Genomic DNA, 19264 nt, shown 5'->3' on the forward strand with positions numbered 1-19264 from the left:
CGTGGGCGCGCTCCTCGGACCGGCGGAGATCCGTGACCTCGCCGCGAAGCTCGACGTCACGCCGACCAAGAAGCTCGGGCAGAACTTCGTGCACGACGCGAACACCGTGCGTCGCATCGTGGCCTCGGGGCGGGTGACGCCGGAGTCCCGCGTCCTCGAGATCGGCCCGGGCCTCGGCTCGCTCACCCTCGGTCTGACCGAGACCGGCGCATCCGTCACCGCGGTCGAGATCGACGGACGCCTCGCTGCTCAGCTCCCGGCCACGGTGTCGGCCATGCAGCCGGACGCGCGGCTCCGGGTCGTGCACCAGGACGCCCTGACCGTGGCGGCGTCGGACCTCCCGGAAGCACCGACGCACGTCGTGGCGAACCTGCCGTACAACGTCTCCGTCCCGGTGCTCCTGCACCTCCTCGCGACCTTCCCGAGCATCGAGCGCGCGCTCGTCATGGTGCAGGCCGAGGTCGGGTACCGGCTCGCAGCCGACCCGGGCAGCAAGGTCTACGGATCCCCGAGCGTCAAGGCTGCCTGGTACGGCTCGTGGTCGATCGCCGGTCAGGTCAGCCGTCAGGTGTTCTGGCCGGTGCCGAACGTCGACAGCGTCCTCGTGGGATTCGACCGCGGTGAGCAGCCCGGCGACGATGCCCTGCGGTCGCGGGTGTTCGTGCTCGTGGATGCCGCGTTCCAGCAGCGGCGGAAGATGCTCCGGCAGAGTCTGTCCGGGGTGCTCGGTGGCAGCGCACGGGCCGCCGAGGTGTTGACCGCCGCCGGGATCGACCCCACGGCGCGCGGCGAGGTCATCGGCGTGGACGACTTCGTGCGGCTCGGGCGGACGGTGCTTGCAGCAGGCTGACCGTCGCCCACCGCACATCCGGGATGTTTCGTGACCGGCTTCCGATGTCCGTACGTTCTTCCTCACCTACCGAGGAGGAACGATGTTCGCACCGAACCGCGATCGCGTCACGCAGCCGGCGCGCGTCGCCGCGATCCGGGGCCGCGTCCGGAAGTACACCGCAGACGAGATGGCCGCGTTCCTCGCGCGACGGCCGGCGCTGGAAGGCACTGCGGAGGAGCGACAGGAGCAGTTGCACCGCGCATTGAACAGCGTGTGGCTCGACAGACCCATCAGCGAGTACCTCGGCTCCCGGTACGACACGTGAGCGCCGCGTCCGGGGAGCCAGTCGACTTCGGGTGGGACCGCGTCCTCGCCTTCGAGGAATGCGTCGGATCACTCGACCTGGTGCTGCTCGACCCGCCCTTCCTGTTCCGCGCACTCGTTGCGTCGGAACCGGGGCACGAGAACGCCGCCGCGTTCCTGGCGCACCTGGATCTCCAGCAGACCGCCATGATCGTGTCGTCGCTGTTCGAAGTCGAGCTGCTCGAGGTCGCCGAGGGCCTGGCGAGACCCGAGCTGGTGGACGCATGGCTGGAGCACTTGCGGTCGTCGAGCGTGCACACGGTGCCGCTCGACGGAGTCCTACCCGGTGCAACGGACCTCGTCGCCGAGCTCGGCGCGCCTGCCTCCGTGGCGGTGCAGGTCGTGACCGCGTGGGCTTCCGACGTGCCGGCGATCGTCACCACCCGCGCCGCCTTCGCATGCGTCGACGGGTTCTCGTTGTGCGTGAGCAATGACACGCTCGATGCAGCGCGAGCTCTCCGCAGCTGACGCGCCGAACGGTGCGATGCGATCGCGCCGGCCCTACGCTGACCGCATGAGCGACGGGACGGTGCGATCGCACACGCAGGGCGCGGGGTCGGAGCGCATCTTCGCGGCCACGGGGAAGTACCCCGACGACTGGCACGCCGAGCTCGACGCGGCCGGTGGCCAGCACCTCGGTCACACCGCGATCGCCGCCTGGCTCGTGGAGCACGGCGTCGACGGATGGTGGGCGCAGGGGGTCGCGATCGGCTACGAGCAGGCGCGCGGGCTGCGGATCCCGGGGCAGCGCTCCGACGGGACCTTCGCGGTCTCTGCGTCACGGCAGCTCCTCGGCGAGCGGGAGGCCGTGCTCGACCGCATCCTCCCCGTCGTCACCGCCGCGTTCGGGTTCGACCCGACGTCGCAGAGCCGCGGCGGCAAGCGGCCGTCGGCCCGCTGGACCTTCCCGGATCGTGAGTCGGTCCTCCTCAACACCGAGGACGGCCCCAAGCCCGGGACGGTCCGGGTCAGCGTGCAACGCGAGCGGCTGACCGGTCCGGCGCGGATGCCCGACGCGAAGGCCGAGCTGCAGCAGCTGCTCGCCGGCCTCTGACCACCGGACGGCCGGACGGGCGCGGCGCCCGAACGGGCGTCACGGCCGAACGGGGGAGTCCTCGGACGCCCCGGAGCACCGCTACGCTCACCGGGTGCCGCAACGACCCTCGAAGCTCGCCCGTGCCGTCACCGCGTCGTTCGTGGTCGGCGGCGTCGTGGTCGCCGCCCTCGCGTTCGTCGCGGTCGTGCAGGACCCGACGAGCGACCCCGCGTGGGTCGCGATCCTGCTCGGCGTCCTGCTCGTCGTCTGGGGTGTCGCGTTCGCTCGGATGAGCGCTGACGACAGCCCCGACGACGACCAGACCGAGAACACGGCGCCGAGCACCGGACCGCTCACACGGGCGAGCGAGGCGATCGCGCTCCTCGGGGTCTACGTGGTGATGCGGATGCTCCACCGACCGCTCGACTCGGCGCTGGTCGGCGTCGGAGGAGTGCTGGCGCTCCGACTCGTGCAGCTCACGGTCGACCGGATCGTCCGGCGTCGCGAGGCGCGCAACGGCGATCCGGGGCCGGCGACCGACTGAGCGTCGCGCGCCGGTGCTGATCGCGGTCGCACAACCAACGTCCGTCGGCGCCGGGGATCCGCGCGGTTCCGTTCGACTTCGGTTGTGCGAACGAACGGCGGGACGAGCGCCTCGCCGTCAGTGCCCGCGACCGGCGAGCACCTCGATGAGCTGCTGCTGCGTCCCGTCCCGCTCGGACCACCGGAGCGGCAGCACGTTCTCGACGAGGATCTCCGGCGCGGCCCCGGACGTGAGCAGCCCCACGACCTCGTCGAGGAAGTCGTCGAGCGGCATGCCCCCGAAGTCCGCACCACCGAGCAGGTCCGTGGCGACCGCCGGCGGGACGAGTTCGAGGACGGTGACCGACGAGCCGACGAGCTGCTGTCGGAGGGACTGCGTGTACGAGTGCACGGCGGCCTTCGTCGCGCTGTAGGTCGGCGTCGCAGCGAGCGGGGTGAACGCGAGGCCCGATGACACCGTGACGAGGGTCGCGGCCGGACGGGTGAGCAGGTGCGGCAGGAACGCGTCGACGAGCCGGATGGTGCCGAGCAGGTTCGTCTCGATCGTGGCGACCGCGGTCTCGACGTGGCCGGGTTCCCGGAGGTCCTCGGTCCGCATGATCCCGGACATCGTGACGACGGAGTCGAGCGTCGGGTGGGCAGCGAGCACGGTGTCGGCGGCCGCGGCGACCGACGCCGGGTCGGCGACGTCCACGACCACGGTGTCGAAGCCGTGCTCATCGTGGAGGGTGTCGAGCAGGGCCGCCCGACGCCCGCCGATGACGACGGTGCTGCCGGCGGCCTGCAGGCGGAGCGCGAGTCCGAGGCCGATGCCGGAGGTCGCGCCGGGGATGAAGACGGTGGCGTTCGTGATGTCCATGTCCTCGACGATCCTCGCCGGTCGCCCGTGGAACCAGAGCGCGCTCATCGGGGGACCGCCGATCCCTGGCTCGGACCGGGTAAGCGGTGCACGATGTCTGCATGGACCGTGCTGCCCTCGCCGACTTCCTCCGCCGCCGCCGCGAGTCCCTGCGACCCGAGGACGTCGGCCTCGGGTCGGGCGCCCGCCGGCGGACGCCGGGTCTGCGGCGCGAGGAGGTCGCGGCCCTCGCGGGGATGTCCGCCGACTACTACACCCGACTGGAGCAGCAGCGCGGGCCGCAGCCGTCCGAGCAGATGGTCGCCGCCGTCGCTCGCGCGCTCCGCTGCTCCCTCGACGAGCGCGACCACCTGTTCCACCTGGCCGGCCACAACGCGCCGGTCCGGGTGCACCGTTCGGACCACGTCGACCCGGCGGTGCTCCGGGTGCTCGACCGGCTCGAGGACACCCCGGCGATCGTGGTGAACGACCTCGGTGAGACCCTCGTCGAGAACCGGCTCGCGGCGGCACTCCTCGGCTCGACGGTGGACCTGCCGGGCAACGAGCGCTACCAGCCGTGGCGGTGGTTCACGACCGAGGCCGAGCGGGCGAAGTACGCGCCGGAGCAGCACGACCGCCTCGCGCGGGCACAGGTCGCGAGCCTCCGCGCGGCGGTGGGCGCTGCCGGCCCCGGGGACCGTCGGGCACAGCAGCTGATCGCCGACCTGGAGCGGGAGAGTCCCGCGTTCCGGGAGCTCTGGGCACTCCACGAGGTCCGCACGCGCTGGGAGGACCACAAGACCTTCGTCCACCCGGAGCTGGGCCGCATCACCGTCGACTGCCAGGTGCTGCACACCGACAACCGGGCGCAGGCCCTCCTGCTCTTCACGGCGCCGCCCGGCACCGAGGACGCGCAGAAGCTCGAGCTCCTCGGCGTCGTCGGCTCGCAGCAGTTCGACGCATCCGGTGCGGCGAGGTAGCACCGCGTCACACACCTGGCTCGCTGTCACACGCCGTGCCTAGGGTGGGCACGTGAGCTCTCCGCGCGTGTACGTCATCCACGAGAACCCCGAGTGGTTCCCGCCGCTCGCCGCCGCCTTCGCAGCCGAGGGCGTCCCGGTCGAGGAGATCCTCCTCACCGACGGGCAGATCGACCTCGCCGCGGAGCCGGCGCCAGGCGTCTACTGGAGCCGGATGTCGGCGTCGAGCCACACCCGCGGCCACGAGCACAGCAAGGAGTACACCCGGGCGCTCCTCGGCTGGCTCGAGCGCTCCGGCCGGACGGTCGTGAACGGCAGCCACGTCCTCGAGCTCGAGGTGTCCAAGGTCGCCCAGCACGGCCTGCTGCGCGACGCCGGGTTCGACGTGCCGCGCACCACCGCGGTGTTCGGGGCAGCGGGGCTCAAGGACGCCGCCCGGACCTTCACGGGCGGGCAGGACGTCCCCTTCATCACGAAGCACAACCAGGGCGGCAAGGGCCTCGGGGTGCGCCGGTTCGACTCGCTCGCCGAGTTCGACGCGTACGTCGACAGCCCAGAGTTCGAGGCCCCGGTCGACGGCATCACCCTCCTGCAGGAGTACCTCACGGCCCGCGAGCCGTTCATCACGCGCCTCGAGTTCGTCGGCGGCGAGTTCGTCTACGCCGTCCGTGTCGACACGAGCGCCGGGAGCTTCGAGCTCTGCCCCGCCGACGCGTGCGAGGTCCCGCAGGCCATCGCCGGTGCCGTGTGCGACGTGCCGGGCACCGAGGCCCCGGCCGACGCGCCGGCCGCGTTCAGCGTCCGCGAGGACGTCACCGCGTCGCACCCGCTCGTGCAGCAGCTCCGCACGTTCCTGGCCGAGCAGCGCATCCCGATCGCGGGGGTCGAGTTCATGGAGACCACCGACGGCCGTCACGTCGTCTACGACATCAACACGAACACGAACTACAACCCCGCGGTCGAGGCCGTCGCACCGGTCTCGGGACCGCGCGCGATCGCGCGCTTCACCGGCGGCCTGCTGGCCGCGCAGTACCAGACCGCCGCGGTCTGAGGACCAAGCCACCCACGGCCTGGAGGCACGGTGCGGGCCCGCCCCGTGCCTCCAGGCCGGTACTCACCACCCAAGGAACCCACCCCGTGCGATTCGGATACTGGACCCCGCTCTTCGGCGGCTGGCTGCGCAACGTCGAGGACGAGGACATGCCCGTCACCTTCGACTACGTCAAGCGGCTCGCGCAGCGAGCCGAGCGCATCGGCTTCGACCTCACGCTCGTGCCGGAGCTGAACCTCAACGACATCAAGGGGACGGCCGCGCCGTCGCTCGAGGCGTGGTCGCTCGCGGCCGCCATCGCGGCGACGACCGAACGGCTCGAGATCATGGCGGCGATGCGGCCCGGCTACCACCTGCCGGCCGTCACCGCGAAGCAGGCGGCGACGATCGACGACATCTCGTGCGGCCGCTTCACCTTCAACGTGGTGAGCGCCTGGTGGGCCGAGGAGGCCAAGCAGTACGGCGGGATCTTCTCGGAGCACGACGACCGCTACAAGCGCACCGCGGAGTTCGTCGAGGTGATGAAGGGCCTCTGGCGCGAGACGCCGTACTCGTTCCACGGCGAGTACTACGACGTCGAGAACGCCCACCTCGAACCGAAGCCGCGCGTGACGCCGCGCATCTACGCCGGCGGTGAGAGCGAGGCGGGCAAGGCCGCGATCACGGGCTACGCCGACGCGTACGTGACCCACGGCGGCACCGTCGAGGAGCTCCGGACGAAGATCGCCGAGATGCGCCGCCGGCGTGAGGACGCGGGGCTCGAGCCGTTCGAGGCGTTCGGGATGGCGGCGTACGTCATCGTCCGCGAGACCGAGGCGGAGGCACAGGCCGAGCTCGCGCGCATCACCGACGTGCAGCACGGCAAGGCCTACGAGTCCTACCAGGACTTCATCTCGAAGTCGCAGCTCGAGCACGTGCCGTCGCTCGAGGACTACTCCGTGTCGAACCGCGGGCTGCGCCCCGGTTTCGTCGGGACCCCCTCGCAGGTGGCCGACCGGATCAAGGAGTTCGAGGACGCCGGGGTCGACACCCTGCTGCTGCAGTTCTCGCCGCAGCTCGAGGAGATGGAGCGCTTCGGCGAGCAGGTCATCCCGCTCGTCCGCCCGTCGGTGCCAGTGCCGTCCGGGGCGGGCATCTGATGGCTGCGGTCGAGGACGACTGGGCCTTCGAGACCCGGCAGATCCGAGCAGGGTTCAAGGCTGACCCGGGTTGGGGCGCGAACGTGCCGCCGATCGCGCAGAGCGCCGCGTTCGTGTACCCCTCGGGGGAGGACGCCGCAGCGCGGTTCCTGCTCGACGCACCGGGCCACACGTACTCGCGCGTGAACAACCCGTCGGCCGCCGCGCTGGAACGGCGCATCGCGGACCTCGAGGGCGGGGTGAGTGCGCTCGCGCTGGCCTCGGGACAGGCCGCCACGTCCCTCGCGGTGCTCGGTGTCGCTCGTGCCGGGGACCACGTGGTGTCGAGCGCTTCCCTGTACGGCGCGACGTACACGCTCTTCGCGTCGACCCTCCGAGACCTCGGCATCACGTTCACCTTCGTGCAGGACCCCACCGACCTCGCCGAGTGGGCGGCTGCCGTCCGTCCGGAGACCCGGGCGTTCTTCGGTGAGTCCATCCCGAACCCGCGCGGCGACGTGCTCGACTTCGCGGGCGTCGCCGGTGTCGCGCACGAGGCCGGCGTGCCGCTCATCGTCGACAACACCATCGCGACGCCCTGGCTCGTGCGTCCGATCGAGCACGGTGCGGACATCGTCGTGCACTCGGCGACGAAGTACCTCGCCGGCCACGGCAGCGCGATCGCCGGGCTGATCGTCGACTCGGGGAAGTTCGACTGGGCGGCGCACCCGGACAAGTACCCGCAGCTGACCAGCGTCGAGCACTCCGGGTTCGCCGGGACGGACTTCGCGGCGAAGTTCGGTCCGCGAGCGTTCATACAGCGCACCCGCTCGAAGCTCTCCGCCGACCTCGGCCCGGCGATCGCCCCGTTCACGGCGTTCCTCGTGCTGCAGGGCATCCAGACGCTGTCGCTGCGGATGGAGCGGCACGTGTCGAACGCCGCCGCCGTGGCGTCCTGGCTCGATGCGCACGACCAGGTCCTCGGCGTGCACTACGCCGGGCTGCCCTCGTCGCCGTGGCACGCGTTGGCGCAGCGCTACGTGCCGGCCGGGCCGTCCGCCGTGCTGGCGTTCGACCTCGACGGCGGGCTCGAGGCCGGTCGTCGGTTCGTCGGGGCCCTCGAGCTGTTCGACCACGTCTCGAACATCGGTGACGTCCGATCGCTCGTCGTGCACCCGGCGTCGACCACGCACGTGCAGATGACGCCGTCCGAGCGTGCGGCAGCGGGAGTCGGCGAGGGCCTCATCCGTCTGTCGATCGGGCTCGAGCACATCGACGACGTCCTCGCGGACCTCGGGCGGGGGTTCGCGGCCGCACGGCCGTAGCCGGCTGCCCGCTGGAGCGGGTGCCGGCGGCTCGGCCGTCACGCGCAGGAACGTGCTCCGGCCGCGGGATAGGTTGGAGCCATGACCTCGTTGGCCGCACCGACCCGCGTGCGGACGCGCGCCCCCGGCAAGATCAACGTGTTCCTGTCCGTCGGTGCGCTGCAGGACGACGGCTACCACGACGTCGCGACGGCGTACCAGGCGGTGTCGCTCTACGAGGACGTGATCGCCGAGCCGGCCGATGACTTCTCGGTCTCCTTCACGGGGCCGATCGACACCACGGCGGTGCCCACGGACGAGTCGAACCTCGCGATCCGGGCAGCCCGGCTCGTCGCGGACGCGTCGGGACACCGCGGTGGGGTCCGTCTGACGATCGAGAAGCACGTCCCCGTCGCCGGCGGGATGGGCGGGGGATCAGCGGACGCCGCGGCCACCCTGCTGGCGGTCGACACGCTCTGGGGGACCGCCCTCGGCCGCGATGAACTCCTGCGGCTCGCCGCACAGCTCGGCGCCGACGTCCCGTTCGCGTTCGCCGGCGGCACCGCGGTCGGCACCGGACGGGGCGACGAGCTCAGCCCGGCTCTGGCCAAGGGGGAGTTCCGGTGGGTGCTGGCGCTCAGCGACTCCGGACTCTCGACACCCGCCGTCTACCGTGCGCTCGACGAGCACCGGGAGCGGTACCGGGCCGACATCGCCCCGGCGCCCACGACCCCGGTGGTCGAGGCGAACGTGCTCCAGGCGCTCCGCGCGGGTGACCCGGACCTGCTCGCCGACTGCCTGCACAACGACCTGCAGGCCCCGGCGATGCGGCTCCAGCCCTCGCTCGCGGAGACGCTCGAGATCGGCGAGAAGGCCGGGGCGCTCGCAGGACTCGTGTCCGGGAGCGGACCGACGGTGGCGTTCCTCGTGGCGGACCGGGACGCCGCGCTCGAGGTGCAGGTGGAGCTCAGCGCCGCCGGGCTGGTGGCGGTCCGTGCCGCGGGCCCGGTGCACGGCGCCCGCGTCGTGCACTGACAGTCGTGCACTGACGCTCGTGCACTGACAGCGGACGCGCCGTACGGCGGCCGGCCGGCCCTGCTGCTCAGGAGCGCTTGTACTCCGTGAGCACCACGGTGCCGGTCTTCCAGTGCTGCACGGCGGTGAAGCCGTGCTCCGCGAGGACCTGCGTGGTCTCGGGCTCGATGTTCCGCGCCTTGACGGTCCCGCCCACGAACCACACGGTGTCGATGTCGCCGAGTCGGCTCGGGATGGTCGAGGAGAGGTCGCCGTTCTGGTCCCAGAGGACGCCGGCGGCGGGTCCGTCCTTCCGCACGGCGAGGTCGGTCATGCCGGCGAACGCGTTCGGGTAGGACTGCCGGATGATGTCGGCGGTCGTTCCGGGGTGGCCGTAGACGCTGCCGAAGACGACTCCCTCGTCGCTGTCGCGCTGCTGCGACCGCTCGGAGGCGATGATCGAGGCGGCCACGGACCACGTGGAGTCCTGCTTCGACCGGGGGAGCTTGACCAGCACGGACGTCGGGACCGACAGGACGAGCACGGCGACGAGCGCCCCGGCGAGCAGTGCACGCTTCCGGATGACCGTGATGCCGAGCGCGATGAGCAGCGCCACGAACGGCAGGCTCAACGTGGCGTACTTCGGCGTGTAGAGGTGTCGGCCCATCGCGGTGGCGACGAGGAGTGCGAGCGTCGGAACCACGACGAGCGGCAGCGCGACGCGGACGGCCTGGGCGCGGAACAGCGACCGGACCGTGGCCGACGAGCGGTGCGCCGCGACCAGGGCGGTGACGACGCCGAGGACCATGAGCGCCCACGCGACGGCGGCGTACACGTCGACGCCACCGAACCAGGCCGTCGCGAACACCTGCGCGAACGTGCGGTCGTTGATCGGGGCGAGCCAGGCGACCTGCTTGGACTGGCTGGCGACGGCGGCCACGAACGGTGTGACCGCGACGAGGACGACGACCGAGACGATCGCCCAGCGCAACAGGGAGCCGCCCGGTGCGAGGGGGCGGACTCCGTGGTCGGCGCTCCGGGCACGGCGGTCGGCGAGCATCGTCCACAGGAAGGTCACGCCGTGCGCCACGACCGCGAGGGCGAGGTAGACGTTGAAGGTGATCGCGACGACGGCGAGGAGGGCGTACGCCACCCACCAGTGGAGACTCCGGCCGGACCGGGACCGACGGACGGCGGTCAGCCCGACGAGCGTCAGGCACACCGCGAACGTCGTGATGGTCGCGTACGAGCGTCCTTCGCTGCCGGCCCACTGCACACGGGGGAGTGCGAGGAACACGAGCCCCGCGGCGATGCCGAACCGCCGCCCGCCGAGGCGACGCCCGAGTGCGACCACGAGTCCGGCGGCGACGCCGATCGCCAGGGCGCTCGGGAAGCGGAGCGTGAACGGCGTGTACCCCACGAGCCAGAACCACCCGTGCATGAGCGCGTAGTACAGCCCGTGCACGGCGTCGACGTTGTGCAGCTCCGCCCAGAGCTGCGGCCACGTGCGCTGGGCGCTCGTGACGGTGGCGGCCTCGTCGTACCAGAGCGACGGGACCCAGGCGAAGGCGGCGGCCACGAGGACCCCGAGGGCGCCGACCGTGAGCTCGGGCGTCCGGACGACGGCGACGCGCACGCCGCTCGGGACCGCCCGCAGACGCTCCCGCACCGAGGCCGTGGACAGGCCTGGCTGCACCCTGATGGTGTCGGTACGGGGGGAACTCACGCCCTGCACCGTATCCGGGCGGCCTGGGCGAGTGCCGGGGTGCACCGTGCCGTCCACTGAGAGTTCACATGCCGGTTCCGTGCCGGAGCACGGACTATCGTCAGGCACCATGACGATGCTCCGGATCCGCGACGCGGCGACGTACCTCGGGGTGAGCGACGACACCGTCCGACGACTCGTCGACGGCGGGACCTTCACCCGCCACGACGACGGTGCGGGCCGTGCGGTGGTCGACGGGCGGGAGCTCGCCGAGCACGCCCGACGTCGGGGCGCGCAACTCGGCGACCCGTCGGGTGTCCGGAGCTCGGCGCGCAACCGCTTCGTGGGGATCGTGACCGACCTGGTGGTCGACGGGGTGATGGCCCAGGTCGAGCTGCAGAGCGGCCCGCACCGGGTCGTGTCGCTGATGAGTGCCGAGGCAGCACGCGACCTCGGGCTCGAGGTCGGTTCGGTCGCGGTCGCGTCGGTGAAGGCCACGATGGTGTCCGTCGAGGTCCCGGAGCCCGACCCCACGGCGGGCCGCGAGTGACCCCGCCCGTGGACGTCCGCCGGGCGCTGACCTCCCGCACCGCCGCGCTGCAGGGCGCCGGGGACCGCGCCCTCGCCGCACTCGCCGACGCCAGCGTCCTCGTCGTCGGGGCGGGCGGCCTCGGAGCCCCCGTGCTGCAGTACCTCGCTGGCGCGGGTCTCCGTCGACTGACCGTGGTGGACCACGACGTCGTCGACCCGTCGAACCTCGCCCGCCAGGTCCTGTTCGGCCTCGCGGACGTCCGACGCCCGAAGGCCGAGGTCGCTGCGGAGCGCCTGCGTGCGGTCGACCCGTCGCTCGAGGTCGTCGCGCTCACGACGACGTTCGCACCGGAGCAGGTCGCCGGGCACGACGTCGTGGTGGACGCCGCCGACAGCGTCGTCGTCACCCGGTCCGTGTCCGACGCGTGCGCGGCCCACGGGATCCCGTTCGTCTGGGGCACCGTCCTCGGCTACGACGGCCAGGTCTCGGTGTTCCACGACGCCGGAGCGGACCCGGTCGACTTCCACGACCTGCACCCCGACGTGCTGCCCGACGAGGGTTCGTGCGCCCTCGACGGCGTCCTGCCCGCCCTCTGCGGTGCGGTCGGCTCGGTGATGGCGGCCCAGGTCACCGCACTCATCGCCGGCCTGGGCGAGCCGCTCCTCGGCCGGGTGCTCACGGTCGACGCCCGACGGTGGCGGTGGACCGAGAGCCCCCTGCGGCGCGGGCCCGGCTCGCGACGGCCGACGCCGGTGGTGGACGCGGAGCCCGAGACCATCGCACCGTCGGCGCTCGCCGACGCCCTCGGCGCCGAGGCGCCCCGGACCGGTGCCGGGGCCGCGACGCTCGTCCTCGTGGACGTCCGCACGCCCGAGGAACGCGCGACCGGGATCATCTCCGGCAGCATCACGCCCGAGGTGCTGCGACCCGACGGCCGCACCGTGGTCGCCGTCTGTGCGAGCGGGCGACGGGCCACCGCCTACGCGCGCACGCTCGACCGCCCGGTCGTCGTCCTCGACGGCGGGATCGCCGCCTGGCGAGCCGAGGGACGACCGACGGTGCACGCAGACGCAGACGCAGACGCAGACGCAGACACAGACGCGGACGCAGACGTGAACGCAAAATCAGACGCAGATGCGGCTACCCTGACGGAGTGAAGACGCTCCTGCGGACGACAGCCCTGACCACCGGCGTCATCGCGGCGCTCGCGCTCGCGGGGTGCTCCGCGCAGGGCGCACCCACGGCGACGGACTCCGCGTCCTCGTCGTCCGGCGCGCTCTCCGGTTCGATCACGGTCTTCGCCGCCGCGTCGCTCCAGCAGACGTTCACCACGCTCGGCGACCGCTTCGAGCAGGCGCACCCCGGCACGACGATCCGGTTCTCGTTCGCCGGGTCGAGCGACCTCGTCACCCAGATCCGCAACGGCGCACCCGCGGACGTGTTCGCCTCCGCGGACGAGGCCAACATGGACAAGATCGTGAAGACCGACGTGGCGGCCGGGTCACCGCGGGTCTTCGCGACGAACACCCTCGAGATCGCCGTCGCCCCCGGCAACCCGGAGCACGTCACCGGCCTCGACGACCTCACCCGCGACGGGCTGCAGGTCGTCACGTGCGCCGCGCCGGTGCCGTGCGGCGCGGCCTCGGCGAAGGTCGAACGGGCCACCGGCATCGAGCTCCGCCCGGTGAGCGAGGAGCAGTCCGTGACGGACGTCCTCGGCAAGGTGGAGTCGGGGCAGGCGGACGCGGGTCTGGTCTACGTCACCGACGTCGAGGGTTCGGACGGCAAGGTCGACGGCGTCCGGTTCGACGAGGCCTCGGAGGCGGTCAACACCTACCCGATCGGGGTGCTCAAGGAATCGACGGACCCCGAGCTCGCGAAGGCGTTCACCGCCTACGTCCTGTCCGAGGCGGGCCAGAAGGTGCTCGCCGACGCCGGCTTCGGGAAGCCCTGACCCGGTGCCCGCCCGGCAGACCCGACAGCCCAGCCCGCCGCGCCGGTCCCGCCGGCGCGGTCAGTCCGTCCCGTGGTGGCTCCCGGTCCCGGCGGCACTCGGCGGTCTGTTCGTCGTCGTGCCCGTCCTCGCGATGGTCGGCCGTGTCGACTGGGGGTCGTTCGTCGCGCTCGTCACCTCGCCGGCGTCCCGCACCGCCCTCGGACTGAGCCTCGGCACCGCGGCCGCGACCACCGGCATCGCCTTCGTCCTCGGCTACCCGCTCGCCGTGGTGTTCGCCCGGTCGATGTCGCGGTGGACCGGGGTGGCCCGCGCCGTCGTGCTGCTGCCGCTCGTCCTGCCGCCCGTCGTCGGCGGCCTGGCGCTCCTCGCGGCGTTCGGCAGGCTCGGCCCGATCGGCGCGTTCCTCGACGACCACGGGGTGCGGATCGCGTTCACCACGGCCGCGGTCGTCATCGCACAGACCTTCGTGTCGATGCCGTTCCTGGTGTCGTCGATCGAGGGTGCGCTCCGCGTCGGCGGCGACCGGTACGAACGGGTCGCGGCGACCCTCGGCGCGAGCCCCACCCGCACCTTCCTGACCGTCACCACGCCGCGGATCCTCCCGGGCATCACGGCAGGGCTCGTCCTCTGCTTCGCCCGGGCCCTCGGTGAGTTCGGCGCCACCCTGACCTTCGCCGGCAGCCTGCAGGGCGTGACGCGGACCCTCCCGCTCGAGATCTACCTCCAGCGCGAGATCGACCCCGACACCGCGGTCGCGCTCTCGCTCGTGCTGGTCGTCGTCGCCGTGGTCGTCATCGGCGTCTCGTCGCTGCGCAACCGGAGCGTGCTCGCGTGAGCGGCCTGGAGGCGCACGTCGTCGTCCGCGCCCGTGACGTGGACGTCGCGCTCGAGGTCGGTCCCGACGAGTGCGTCGCCCTCGTCGGCCCGAACGGCGCCGGCAAGTCGACGGTCGTCGACGTCCTCGCCGGGCTCGTCCGTCCGGACGGCGGTGCGGTCGTCCTCGACGGACGCACGCTCTCCGACGACGTCCGCTCGGTGCCCACCCACCGCCGACGCATCGGCCTGGTCGCGCAGCGCCCCGACCTCTTCCCCCACCGCTCCGTCGTCGCGAACGTCGCCTTCGGACCGCGAGCGGTCGGCGCCACCAGCCGGGAGGCCCGTGGCCGCGCCCGCGACGCGTTGGCCGCCGTCGGGGCGCTCCCGTTGGCCGACCGAGCGCCGGGGACGCTTTCGGGCGGCCAGGCCCAGCGCGTCGCGATCGCCCGCGCCCTCGCCGCCGACCCGGCGGTGCTGCTCCTCGACGAGCCGACCTCGGCGCTCGACGTCACTGCCCGGCAGGAGGTCCGCGCCGCCCTCGTCACCGCGGCCGCCGGACGTCCGACGCTGCTCGTGACGCACGACCCCGTCGAGGTGATGGCGCTCGCCGACCGGGTCGTCGTGGTCGAGGCCGGGCGGGTCGTCGACCGCGGCACCCCGGGTGCGGTCCTCGGCCGTCCGCGGAGCGCCTTCGCCGCCCGGTTCTCGGGCCTGGTGACGGTGCCCGGGAGGGCGACCAGCGGCGGGGTCGTGACCACCGACGGCGGTGAGCTGGCGTCGGCGCCGCACACCGTGCCTCCCGGCCGGTCGGCCCTGGCCGCCTACCACCCGACGGCCGCGCTCCTGACGCGGGACGACGACGGGGTGGGGCGTCGCGTGGACGCCGTCGAACCACGGGACGGCCTCGTCCGGGTCGTGGCGGGCGAGCTCGTGGCGGACGTCACCCTGACACGGTTCGCGGCGCTCGGGCTCGCGGTCGGCGACACCTGTCGGATCAGCGTCCCGGCCGACGAGGTGGTGGTCTACGAGCCGGACGGTGGGAGGATCGACGGATGACCTCCTGGATCGGCAAGGCCTGGCCCGTCGCGGTACCCGTCGTCGCGGCGGTCGTGCTGGCCCTGACGTACGGCCGGTACGACCTCGGCACGGTGGTCGTCGTCCTCGTCGCCGTCGTCCTCGCCGCGACGGTCCTCGCGGCCGTGCACCACGCCGAGGTGGTCGCGCACCGGGTGGGGGAGCCGTTCGGGTCGCTCGTGCTCGCTGTCGCGGTCACGATCATCGAGGTCGCGCTCATCATCGCGCTGTCGAGCTCGGGCGGGGCGAAGGCCGAGACGCTCGCGCGCGACACGGTGTTCTCCGCGGTGATGATCACCATGAACGGACTCGTCGGGTTGGCGATCCTCATCGGCACGACCCGGCACCACACCGTCCGGTTCAACCAGGAGGGCGCTTCCGCGGCGACGATGACGGTCGCGGCGCTGGCGGTGCTGACGCTCGTCCTGCCGACGTTCACCACCGGGACGGACAACGCCTCGTTCACCGGTGTGCAGCTCGTGTTCGTGGCGATCGCGTCCCTCGCGCTCTACGGGCTGTTCGTGTTCACGCAGACGATCGCGCACCGGGACTTCTTCCTGCCGGTCGGCCCCGGGCCGCGGGCTGCCGCCGACGACGAGACCGTGCACGCAGCGACCCCGACCGGTCGGCAGACGCTGGTGTCGCTCGGGCTGCTGCTCCTCGCGCTCGTCGCCGTCGTGGGCCTGGCGAAGGTGGAGTCCCCGGCGATCGAGGCGGGCGTCGCGGCGGTGGGCTTCCCGCCGTCGTTCGTCGGTGTCGTGATCGCCCTGCTCATCCTGCTGCCGGAGGGGATCGCGGCGTCGAAGGCCGCGGCGCGCAACCGGATCCAGACGAGCCTGAACCTCGCGATGGGGTCGGCCATGGCGTCGATCGGTCTGACGATCCCGTCGATCGCGGTGGCGTCGCTCTTCATGCCCGGGACGCTGCTGCTCGGGCTCGGGTCGGCGCAGATCGTGCTGCTCGCGCTGACGATCGTCGCCGCGGTGCTCACCGTGCTGCCCGGGCGTGCGACGCGGCTGCAGGGCGGGGTGCACCTGGTGATCTTCGCGGCGTTCATCGTGTTGTCGATCGCGCCGTAGCGCGGGACCGCCGCCGGGTCGTGTGGGCGACCGCCGCCGGGTCGTGTGGGCGGCCACGGGCGACCGGCGCTGGGTCGCGTTGTCGGCCGCCGAGTCGAGCGGGCGGCCGCCCCCGGTCGCACGGGCCGCCGGGTCGCGCGGGCCGCCGGGTCGCCGGGTCGCCGGGTCGCGCGGGTGTCAGCCGCCGGCGAACGGCGGCATCACGTCGACGGTCCCCACCCCGACGAGCGAGGTCGAGCGGTCCCGCGTGCTCACCCCGTCGACGAGGAACGAGCACCGCTCCACCAGCGCCGACCACCGCTGCGGGTCCGCCGCCGTGACCGCTGCCAGCGCCACGTCGAGCGAGGCGACCGGCATCGACGCGACGTCGACCGCGACCTCGTCCGCACCGACCGCGGCCCGGGCCGCCGCGAAGAACCGCACCGTCGTCATCGTCAGCCCCCGATCGCGCTCATGCCCCGCGTCGGGTGCACGAGGTCGTCGCTGTCGTCGCCGTGGTCGCGGGGCTTCGCCCACATCGCCCGCTGCCAGAGCTCGGCGACCTCGTCGTCCGTCGCGCCCGAGCGCATCGGACCGAGCACGTCGGTCTCGTCGTCGGAGAACAGACAGCTGCGGACGTGGCCGTCGGCGGTGAGTCGGGTGCGGGTGCAGTCGGCGCAGAAGGACTCGGTGATGCTCGCGATGATGCCGATCGTGCCGAGCTCCGCGCCGAGGGCGCCGTCCGCTCCGCGTGCGAGCACCCGGAACCGCTCGGCCGGTGCGCCGTCGCGCGGGGCCTCGTCGGGGACCAGCCCGAACGCGGCGGAGAGCGTCGCACGGGTCTCGGCCGCGGTGATCATGGTCGAGCGCTCCCAGGCGTGGTCGCTGTCGAGCGGCATCTGCTCGATGAAGCGGAGCTCGTACCCGCGCTCGAGGCACCAACGCATGAGGTCCGGCGCGAGGTGGTCGTTGACGCCGCGGAGCAGCACCGCGTTGACCTTGATCGCGAGTCCGGCGTCGTGGGCGGCCGACAGCCCGGCGATGACCTTGTCGAGGAAGGGCCGCCGGGTGACCTCGGTGAAGACGTCGGGGTCGACGGTGTCGAGCGACACGTTCACCCGCCGGAGGCCTGCGGCGTACAGCGCCGACGCACGGTGCGCCAGGCCGATCGCGTTCGTCGTCAGCGACAGCTCCGGTGCGTCCGGCAGGGCCGCGCAGCGCGCGATCACGTCCACGAGGTCGTGGCGGAGCATCGGCTCGCCGCCCGTGAACCGGACCTTGCGCACGCCGAACCGCGCGGTGCCGAGCCGGACGAGCCGCTCGATCTCCGCCGCGGTCATCAGTGCGTCGTCCGGGGCGAACGGCAGCCCGGCCGCCGGCATGCAGTAGGTGCAGCGGAGGTTGCAGCGCTCGGTCAGCGAGACCCGCAGGTCGACGGCGCGGCGGCCGAAGCGGTCGAGCAGCGCGTCCGCCGAGGGAGCGCCGGTCGTTCCGAGCAGCGTCGCGGGAGCCATGGCGTCAGCGTACGTCCTCGGCCGACCGCGTACCTGACGACATCGCGGGTGCGTGCGCTGCCCGGCCGTCCCGGAACAGCAGTCGGTCTCGCCACCGGGCCCAGTCGGAGCGGCTGGTGCGGGCGAGCGTGCCGACCACCACGACGAGGACCGCCGCGGCGAGCCACCACCGGTAGGCGGGGGTCGACGGCCACACCCCGCGCAGCGCGATCGCGAGCCCGATCGACAGCCACTCCCACCGGCCGGACAGCACCACGAACGGGATGAGCAGCAGTGCGTACCAGGGGTAGCGGGGGGTCACGGCGAGGAACGTCACGCCGATGAGCAGGACCTCCCCGGACCAGGGGGCCGCCGGGTCGGCCAGGCGCCAGGCGACGTACGCGGCGAGCAGCACGAGCAGCCCGACGACGACCGTGCCCGCGTCCCCGGGGAACACGAGCGACACGAGGGCGAACCGGGAGCCGTCCTCGTAGCCCTCCTCCGACAGGTAGCCGGGCAGGTACCCGAGCACCTTCGGCCCGGTCGAGACGACGTACGGCACGTACAGCAGTGCGAAGACGGCCACGCCGACGGGGATCGCCCACCAGTGCCGTCGTCTGCCGAGGAGCGGCGGGTAGACGAGTGCGGGGATGAGCTTCGACGCGGTCGCCGCCCCGAGCGCGATCCCGCCCCAGATCGGCCGACCGAACGCGACCAGCACCGCGCCCGCGGTCGCCAGGGCGGCGCCGAGTGCGTCGACGTGCGAGTTCGTGACCGCCTCGGACGCCACGAGCGGCGACCACGCCCAGAGCGCCGCCCACCAGACCGGACGACCGGTGCGCCGGAGCACCGCGACGAGCCCGACGGTCACGCCGAGCGACAGCAGCAGCCCCGCCACCTGGAACGGCATGTACTGCGCGGTCGCGGGCACGAAGGCCCGCACGAGCGCGAACCACAGCTGGGCCATCGGCGGGTAGATCGTGACGACGTCCGGACGGTTGATCGCCACGCAGTGCCCGTCCGCGCCGTCCCCGAGCCCGCGGAACCGCGGTTCGATCGGCTTGCACGTGCCGTCGACCTTGTCGGGGAACAGCCAGTCGGGCCGGAGCCCGGCGAGCGCCTCGGATTGCGGGGTGTGCGCGTACGGTGAGATCCCGGCGTGCTGCACGATGCCGTCCCAGGCGTACCGGGCAGAGTCGGTGCTGGTGTTCGGCGGACCTGCGAGCGCGGCGAGCCCGACCACCAGGCCGCCGCCGACGACGAGCCAGGTCGTCCACCGCGAGGGGACGAACCGCAGCGCGAGCACCGACGCCGCGAACACCGTCCAAGCGATCAGGGTCCACGCGACGAATGGGGAACGATGACCAGCTCGGAGGAACCCCAGATGCGTGACGCCGTAGGCGACGACGCCCGCCAGGGCGAGCACCCCGACGACGGCCAGGACGGTCGGCACCAGGACGGTCGGCGTGGGTCGGCCGGGGCGGAGACGTTCACTCATGGTGCGTCGAGGCTAGCGACGGTCCGGCGGCTGCTCCTGGATGCACGATCCG

The 19264-nt window shown here is 72.9% G+C and carries 21 protein-coding genes; 16 read left to right on the forward strand and 5 right to left on the reverse strand.

Annotation, left to right across the window (positions count from 1 at the left end):
• Position 1 precedes the first annotated feature (1 nt).
• The 5 genes from rsmA (at position 2) to QPJ90_RS08810 (ending at position 2775) form a co-directional block, all read left to right on the forward strand.
• Positions 2 to 850, forward strand: coding sequence for a 16S rRNA (adenine(1518)-N(6)/adenine(1519)-N(6))-dimethyltransferase RsmA (gene rsmA / locus QPJ90_RS08790; protein ID WP_290134051.1), 849 nt, complete (start codon positions 2 to 4; stop codon positions 848 to 850).
• 82 nt (positions 851 to 932) lie between these two features.
• A complete protein-coding gene (locus QPJ90_RS08795; RefSeq protein ID WP_290134053.1) occupies positions 933 to 1157 on the forward strand; it encodes a hypothetical protein in 225 nt (74 codons plus the stop codon).
• Positions 1158 to 1237: 80 nt separating this feature from the next.
• Complete coding sequence (locus tag QPJ90_RS08800) at positions 1238 to 1663, forward strand: hypothetical protein (protein WP_290134055.1); 426 nt, start codon at positions 1238 to 1240, stop codon at positions 1661 to 1663.
• A gap of 46 nt (positions 1664 to 1709) precedes the next feature.
• Positions 1710 to 2249 carry a hypothetical protein gene (locus tag QPJ90_RS08805; RefSeq protein WP_290134056.1) on the forward strand — a complete coding sequence of 180 codons (540 nt, stop codon included), beginning with the start codon at positions 1710 to 1712 and terminating at the stop codon, positions 2247 to 2249.
• Positions 2250 to 2343: 94 nt separating this feature from the next.
• A complete protein-coding gene (locus QPJ90_RS08810; protein ID WP_290134057.1) occupies positions 2344 to 2775 on the forward strand; it encodes a hypothetical protein in 432 nt (143 codons plus the stop codon).
• Between the two features lie 117 nt (positions 2776 to 2892).
• Here the strand turns inward: QPJ90_RS08810 and QPJ90_RS08815 are convergent, their stop codons facing one another.
• Positions 2893 to 3633, reverse strand: a complete 741-nt coding sequence (locus tag QPJ90_RS08815; RefSeq protein WP_290134058.1) for an SDR family NAD(P)-dependent oxidoreductase — start codon at positions 3631 to 3633, stop codon at positions 2893 to 2895.
• 101 nt (positions 3634 to 3734) lie between these two features.
• Between QPJ90_RS08815 and QPJ90_RS08820 the strand changes: the two genes are divergently transcribed.
• From QPJ90_RS08820 to QPJ90_RS08840, 5 genes are all read left to right on the forward strand, one after another.
• On the forward strand, positions 3735 to 4592 hold the full coding sequence (locus QPJ90_RS08820; protein WP_290134060.1) for a helix-turn-helix transcriptional regulator: 858 nt from the start codon (positions 3735 to 3737) through the stop codon (positions 4590 to 4592).
• Positions 4593 to 4644: 52 nt separating this feature from the next.
• Positions 4645 to 5643 carry an alpha-L-glutamate ligase gene (locus QPJ90_RS08825; protein ID WP_290134061.1) on the forward strand — a complete coding sequence of 333 codons (999 nt, stop codon included), beginning with the start codon at positions 4645 to 4647 and terminating at the stop codon, positions 5641 to 5643.
• A gap of 86 nt (positions 5644 to 5729) precedes the next feature.
• Positions 5730 to 6782, forward strand: a complete 1053-nt coding sequence (locus QPJ90_RS08830; RefSeq protein WP_290134062.1) for an LLM class flavin-dependent oxidoreductase — start codon at positions 5730 to 5732, stop codon at positions 6780 to 6782.
• Positions 6782 to 8086 (forward strand): PLP-dependent transferase, encoded by a 1305-nt coding sequence (locus QPJ90_RS08835; protein ID WP_290134063.1) that lies wholly within the window; start codon positions 6782 to 6784, stop codon positions 8084 to 8086. Before QPJ90_RS08830 ends, QPJ90_RS08835 begins: the two co-directional genes overlap by 1 nt.
• Before the next feature lie 81 nt (positions 8087 to 8167).
• Positions 8168 to 9100 carry a 4-(cytidine 5'-diphospho)-2-C-methyl-D-erythritol kinase gene (locus QPJ90_RS08840; RefSeq protein ID WP_290134064.1) on the forward strand — a complete coding sequence of 311 codons (933 nt, stop codon included), beginning with the start codon at positions 8168 to 8170 and terminating at the stop codon, positions 9098 to 9100.
• Between the two features lie 67 nt (positions 9101 to 9167).
• On the opposite strand, the gene QPJ90_RS08845 is transcribed toward QPJ90_RS08840, so the two are convergent.
• Positions 9168 to 10805, reverse strand: coding sequence for a glycosyltransferase family 39 protein (locus tag QPJ90_RS08845; protein WP_290134065.1), 1638 nt, complete (start codon positions 10803 to 10805; stop codon positions 9168 to 9170).
• A 109-nt stretch (positions 10806 to 10914) separates the two neighbouring features.
• On the opposite strand from QPJ90_RS08845, the gene QPJ90_RS08850 reads away from it, so the two are divergent.
• From QPJ90_RS08850 to QPJ90_RS08875, 6 genes are all read left to right on the forward strand, one after another.
• Entirely contained in the window at positions 10915 to 11334 is a 420-nt protein-coding gene (locus QPJ90_RS08850; protein ID WP_290134066.1) for a TOBE domain-containing protein, read from the forward strand.
• On the forward strand, positions 11331 to 12473 hold the full coding sequence (locus QPJ90_RS08855; RefSeq protein ID WP_290134067.1) for a HesA/MoeB/ThiF family protein: 1143 nt from the start codon (positions 11331 to 11333) through the stop codon (positions 12471 to 12473). The genes QPJ90_RS08850 and QPJ90_RS08855 overlap by 4 nt, the downstream gene beginning before the upstream one ends.
• Complete coding sequence (modA, locus tag QPJ90_RS08860; RefSeq protein ID WP_290134068.1) at positions 12470 to 13270, forward strand: molybdate ABC transporter substrate-binding protein; 801 nt, start codon at positions 12470 to 12472, stop codon at positions 13268 to 13270. Before QPJ90_RS08855 ends, modA begins: the two co-directional genes overlap by 4 nt.
• Positions 13271 to 13376: 106 nt before the next feature.
• The gene (locus tag QPJ90_RS08865) at positions 13377 to 14108 is read left to right on the forward strand and encodes an ABC transporter permease (RefSeq protein WP_290134196.1); all 732 of its coding nucleotides are present in this window, start codon (positions 13377 to 13379) and stop codon (positions 14106 to 14108) included.
• Positions 14105 to 15145: an ABC transporter ATP-binding protein gene (locus QPJ90_RS08870; protein ID WP_290134069.1), complete on the forward strand. Its 1041-nt coding sequence runs from the start codon at positions 14105 to 14107 to the stop codon at positions 15143 to 15145. Before QPJ90_RS08865 ends, QPJ90_RS08870 begins: the two co-directional genes overlap by 4 nt.
• Entirely contained in the window at positions 15142 to 16242 is a 1101-nt protein-coding gene (locus QPJ90_RS08875; protein ID WP_290134071.1) for an ionic transporter y4hA, read from the forward strand. The genes QPJ90_RS08870 and QPJ90_RS08875 overlap by 4 nt, the downstream gene beginning before the upstream one ends.
• A 177-nt stretch (positions 16243 to 16419) precedes the next feature.
• On the opposite strand, the gene QPJ90_RS08880 is transcribed toward QPJ90_RS08875, so the two are convergent.
• Genes QPJ90_RS08880 through QPJ90_RS08890 form a run of 3 tightly spaced genes read right to left on the reverse strand, consistent with a single transcriptional unit; the run spans position 16420 to position 19212 of the window.
• Positions 16420 to 16674: a MoaD/ThiS family protein gene (locus QPJ90_RS08880; protein WP_290134072.1), complete on the reverse strand. Its 255-nt coding sequence runs from the start codon at positions 16672 to 16674 to the stop codon at positions 16420 to 16422.
• Positions 16675 to 16676: 2 nt separating this feature from the next.
• Positions 16677 to 17735 (reverse strand): GTP 3',8-cyclase MoaA, encoded by a 1059-nt coding sequence (moaA, locus tag QPJ90_RS08885; protein WP_290134073.1) that lies wholly within the window; start codon positions 17733 to 17735, stop codon positions 16677 to 16679.
• A gap of 4 nt (positions 17736 to 17739) precedes the next feature.
• Positions 17740 to 19212, reverse strand: a complete 1473-nt coding sequence (locus tag QPJ90_RS08890) for a glycosyltransferase family 87 protein (RefSeq protein ID WP_290134075.1) — start codon at positions 19210 to 19212, stop codon at positions 17740 to 17742.
• Between the last annotated feature and the right edge of the window lie 52 nt (positions 19213 to 19264).

This window comes from Curtobacterium sp. 458 (genome assembly GCF_030406605.1).
GTDB lineage: Bacteria > Actinomycetota > Actinomycetes > Actinomycetales > Microbacteriaceae > Curtobacterium.